Origin of the sequence: Haematobacter missouriensis (assembly GCF_000740775.1) — a bacterium.
In the GTDB taxonomy this organism is placed as follows: domain Bacteria; phylum Pseudomonadota; class Alphaproteobacteria; order Rhodobacterales; family Rhodobacteraceae; genus Haematobacter; species Haematobacter missouriensis.
Map to the genome: position 1 here is coordinate 1 of NZ_JFGS01000074.1, position 4,344 is coordinate 4,344.

At 63.6% G+C, this 4,344-nt stretch carries 4 protein-coding genes; 3 read left to right on the forward strand and 1 reads right to left on the reverse strand.

From position 1 onward, the window contains the following. Nucleotides 1-231 precede the first annotated feature (231 nt). Nucleotides 232-537 carry a DUF6476 family protein gene (locus tag CG51_RS18505; RefSeq protein WP_035747528.1) on the reverse strand — a complete coding sequence of 102 codons (306 nt, stop codon included), beginning with the start codon at nt 535-537 and terminating at the stop codon, nt 232-234. Between CG51_RS18505 and CG51_RS18510 the strand changes: the two genes are divergently transcribed. From CG51_RS18510 to rpoH, 3 genes are all read left to right on the forward strand, one after another. Further along, complete coding sequence (locus CG51_RS18510) at nt 536-1,582, forward strand: RluA family pseudouridine synthase (protein ID WP_035747530.1); 1,047 nt, start codon at nt 536-538, stop codon at nt 1,580-1,582. The genes CG51_RS18505 and CG51_RS18510 overlap by 2 nt on opposite strands. A 203-nt stretch (nt 1,583-1,785) precedes the next feature. After that, nucleotides 1,786-3,207, forward strand: coding sequence for a phospholipase D-like domain-containing protein (locus CG51_RS18515; protein ID WP_035747531.1), 1,422 nt, complete (start codon nt 1,786-1,788; stop codon nt 3,205-3,207). A gap of 173 nt (nt 3,208-3,380) precedes the next feature. After that, the gene (rpoH, locus tag CG51_RS18520) at nt 3,381-4,277 is read left to right on the forward strand and encodes an RNA polymerase sigma factor RpoH (protein ID WP_035747533.1); all 897 of its coding nucleotides are present in this window, start codon (nt 3,381-3,383) and stop codon (nt 4,275-4,277) included. Nucleotides 4,278-4,344: the final 67 nt, after the last annotated feature.

Sequence of the window (4,344 nt, forward strand, 5' to 3'; positions counted from 1 at the left end):
CAATTTCTACCACTTCCGAGACACGACCGCGTTGGCGATGCCCCACGTAAGGGTCACTGTGAGCATCGCCCCCAGAAGTGCCAGAAGTCCGCGTCGCATGGTTACCATCCCCGCTCGTCTTTTTTACCAAGGGAGCAGTCTCCGCCCGGAAACTCAACGTCAAAGATCGCGCGGCGGCAAATCTTCACTTTCGCTTGTGCAGGGCCTTGTGCGCCGGAGCCGGTCCCGTGGCTAGGGCCGGATCTCCACCCGTTGCCGCAGGGCGCCTGTCGCTCGGTCGAAGATCAGGATTTCGTTTTCCGCTGTCACGATCGCATACCAGTCCGCCCCTTGTGTGAAGGCGATAGGGGTCGTCCCATCGGGGAGAGTGACCGTCTCCGGCAGCGTTGGCGGTGCGGCGGCGCGCGGCAGGCGGGTGACAAGCAGCACCACGATCGTTATGACGCCGATAATCAGCGTCGCCGTCAGCACGGTGACCAGCAGTTTCAGGAAACGCAGGCTCGGGGGCAGCGCCTCCGGGGGGGGAGCATCATCCATGTCGGCCTCCAGTTCAGCGCCATCTGGCAGGGTTCTCTCCGTTCTGATCGGAGAGGATCCTCCCGCGCGTCTTGATAAGGCGCTCGCCCGCGACGTGCCAGAGGGGGAGGCGCTGTCGCGCTCCCGCCTCGCGCGGCTCATTGCCGCCGGCGCCGTGCGGCGCGGGGAGGAGGCGCTGACCGACACCTCCGCCCGTGTGGCGGCGGGAGAGGAGATCACCATTTTGCTCGATCCACCGGAGGAGCTGGAGACCCTGCCCGAGGCGATCCCCCTCGTCGTGGTGTGGGAGGACGATGACCTGATCGTGGTGGACAAGCCTGCCGGGATGGTGGTCCACCCCGCGCCCGGCTCCGTCTCCGGCACGCTGGTGAACGCGCTGCTCCACCATTGCGGTGACAGCCTCTCCGGCATCGGGGGAGCGCGGCGGCCCGGGATCGTCCACCGGATCGACAAGGAGACATCCGGCCTCCTCGTCGTCGCCAAGACCGACCGCGCACACCACGGCCTTGCCCGGCAGTTCGAGGCGCATACCGTCCACCGCCATTACCGTGCGCTGGTTCACGGTGTTCCCGACGCGGCCGACCCGCGGCTCAGGGGTGTGCGGGGCGTGGGGTTCGAGCCCGGGGGCATCCTGCGCATCGTGACCGGCATCGATCGCCACCGCACCGACCGTCAGCGTCAGGCCGTGACCTTCACCGGCGGACGCCATGCGGTCACGCGCGCGCGTGTGGAGGAACGTTTTGGCCAGCCGCCCGCCATCGCCCTGATGGACTGCTGGCTGGAGACCGGGCGGACCCATCAGATCCGCGTCCATCTCGCTCATGCGGGGCATGGGCTGGTCGGGGATCCGGTCTATGGCGGGCGGCGCAAGGCTTCTGCGCGTGCGCTGGGGCCGGAGATCGCTGCGGCAGTGGATGCCTTCCCGCGGCAGGCGCTCCACGCGGCAACGCTGGGTTTCACGCATCCTGTAACCGGCGAGGACCTTGCCTTCGAATCCCCGCTGCCGGACGATATGGCAACTTTGGTCGCCCTTCTGCGCGGGTGACCACGCGTTCGCACCATCCACTGCGCTTTTGCTCACGGGAGGATGTTGCCTCGAACGCTGCTGTCGGTCGCCACCTGTCCTGCGTCTTCACGCCGATCGGCAAGGTCTCACCGTGAAGCGAGATTACCGCTTTGTCATCGCGTCGGTATGGCTGGCCACCATTCCCGGGCACACCATATATTCAAAGAACCGCGCGGAGTGACATGCAGAGCTATTTCTCCCTTATCCTGCTTGTTCTTGCTCAGGCGGCAGTCATCGCCCGGGTTCTCATCCGCAAGGACAGGCAACCAGCCGCCCGGCTCGCCTGGATCATGGTCGTCGGCACCGTGCCCCTGCTGGGCATGGTGCTCTACTTCTTCTTTGGAGAAGTGACGATCCGGCGGGAGACGCTGACCCGGATGGAACGGGCCATCCGCATTCTCCCCAAGATGCCGCCGCCCGATCCGCCACCCGTGCTGCCGGAACGGCTCGTCTCCAGCTTTCAGCGCGTGAGCGCGGTGAACGGTTTTCAGGCGGTTGGCGGTAACCGCATCCTGTTGGCCCGTGACAGCGATGATGCGATTGCGCGTCTCGTCGCCGATATCGACGGGGCGACGGACCATGTGCACCTGATGTTCTACATCTGGCTGACCGACAACAACGGTCTGCGGGTCGCCGATGCCATAGAGCGCGCTGCGCGCCGCGGTGTGACCTGTCGCGTCATGGTGGATGCCTTCGGCTCTCGCGCCATGCTGTCTTCCGCGGTCTGGAGCAGGATGGAAAAGGCGGGTGCAACGATGGGTGTCGCCTTTCCCACATCACGACCGCTTCTTCGCATGTTCATTTCCCGCATTGATGTGCGCGACCACCGCAAGGTCGCGGTGATCGATGGAGAGGTATGCTGGTTCGGCAGCCAGAACTGTGCCGACGCCGCCTTCCGTGTGAAACCCCGCTATGCGCCTTGGGTGGACGTGTTCTTTCGCGGAGCAGGCCCGGTAGCGCGGCAACTTCAGATGATCTTCGCGGCGGACTGGTTGACCCATATGGGAGAAGACCTTTCCCCTCTCCTGTCCACGCCCTTGCCGGCCCCGCAAGGGGACGAGGTTGCAACTGCCTATGGCACCGGGCCGCGCATCAATCCGCACGCCGTCTCCGACAGCTTTCAGCTTGCCATCGGTGCGGCACAGCGCGAATTGACAATCTCCACGCCCTATTATGTGCCCAATGAGCCGTTGCAGGATGAGCTCTGCTCGGCCGCGATGCGCGGAGTGCGGGTCCGTATCCTGTTCCCTGCGCGCAATGACAGCCGCTTCGTGGCCTGGGCAAGTCAGAGCTACTATGAGGCGTTGCTGGAAGCGGGTATCGAGATCTACGAATACCGCGGCGGGCTTTTGCACGCCAAGACGATGAACATCGACGATGACACCGTACTGGTCGGATCGGCGAACATGGATCGCCGCAGCCTCGACCTCAACTATGAAAACAATGTCCTGATTTTCTCGCCTGATCTGAACCGGGCGCTCCGTGCGCGGCAGGAGGCGTGGCTTGCGGACTGCAACCGCATTACTCTGGAAGATGTCCGGGGATGGTCGCTGCCCCGCCGCTTGCTCAACAGCGCCATGGCGACGCTCGGGCCTGTGCTGTGACGCTGCGCACATCGGCGTGAGACTCGCGAAACATCTCTGCTTTTGGAACGAAACGCCAACCTTCATGCGTTAATAGGACAAGTGAAGCTGGGTCTTGAACGCTACAGACCCGGTAACCATATCTTGCTGCCCCCGGACGGAACCCGCCCGAAAGGGGCAAGAAGGGAGATGCGATGGCAACCTATACCAATCTTCCGGCCCCCAGCCCGGAACAGGGGCTGAACCGCTACCTTCAGGAGATCCGCAAGTTTCCGATGCTGGATCCCAATGAGGAATACATGCTCGCCAAGCGTTGGGTGGATCATCAGGACGCTGGTGCTGCCCATAAGCTTGTCACATCCCACCTGCGCCTCGCGGCGAAGATCGCCATGGGCTATCGCGGCTATGGCCTGCCGCAGGCCGAGGTGATCTCGGAAGCGAATGTCGGCTTGATGCAGGCGGTGAAACGGTTCGAGCCTGAAAAAGGCTTCCGCCTCGCCACCTATGCGATGTGGTGGATTAGGGCGAGCATTCAGGAGTATATCCTGCGATCCTGGAGCCTTGTGAAGCTCGGCACCACTTCGGCGCAGAAGAAACTGTTCTTCAATCTGCGCAAGGCGAAGGCCCGCATCGGGGCTTTGGAGGAAGGGGACCTGCGGCCGGAGAATGTGAAACAGATCGCCCATGACCTCAACGTGACGGAGGATGAGGTCATCGCGATGAACCGCCGTCTTTCCGGTAGCGATGCCTCCCTCAACGCCATGGTCGGTTCCGAGGGGGACAGCGCGACGCAGTGGCAGGACTGGCTGGAGGATGAGGGTGCCGATCAGGCGTCCGATTTTGCCGAACGCGATGAGCTGGAGGCGCGCCGCGAGCTGCTCGAGGAAGCGATGGGCGTTCTGAACGACCGGGAGAAAGACATTCTTGTCCAGCGCAGACTGTCTGAAGCGCCGGTGACTCTGGAGGATCTTTCCGGCCAGTATGACGTGAGCCGGGAACGTATCCGGCAGATCGAGGTTCGCGCCTTCGAGAAGCTGCAGAAGCGGATGACCGAACTGGCCCGCGAAAAGGGAATGCTGGCAACCGCATAAGGGCTGGCAGCGGACACGGTCGATCCGTGTCCGCTGCGGGCGTCCAGCAGCACCTCGGTGAACTCGG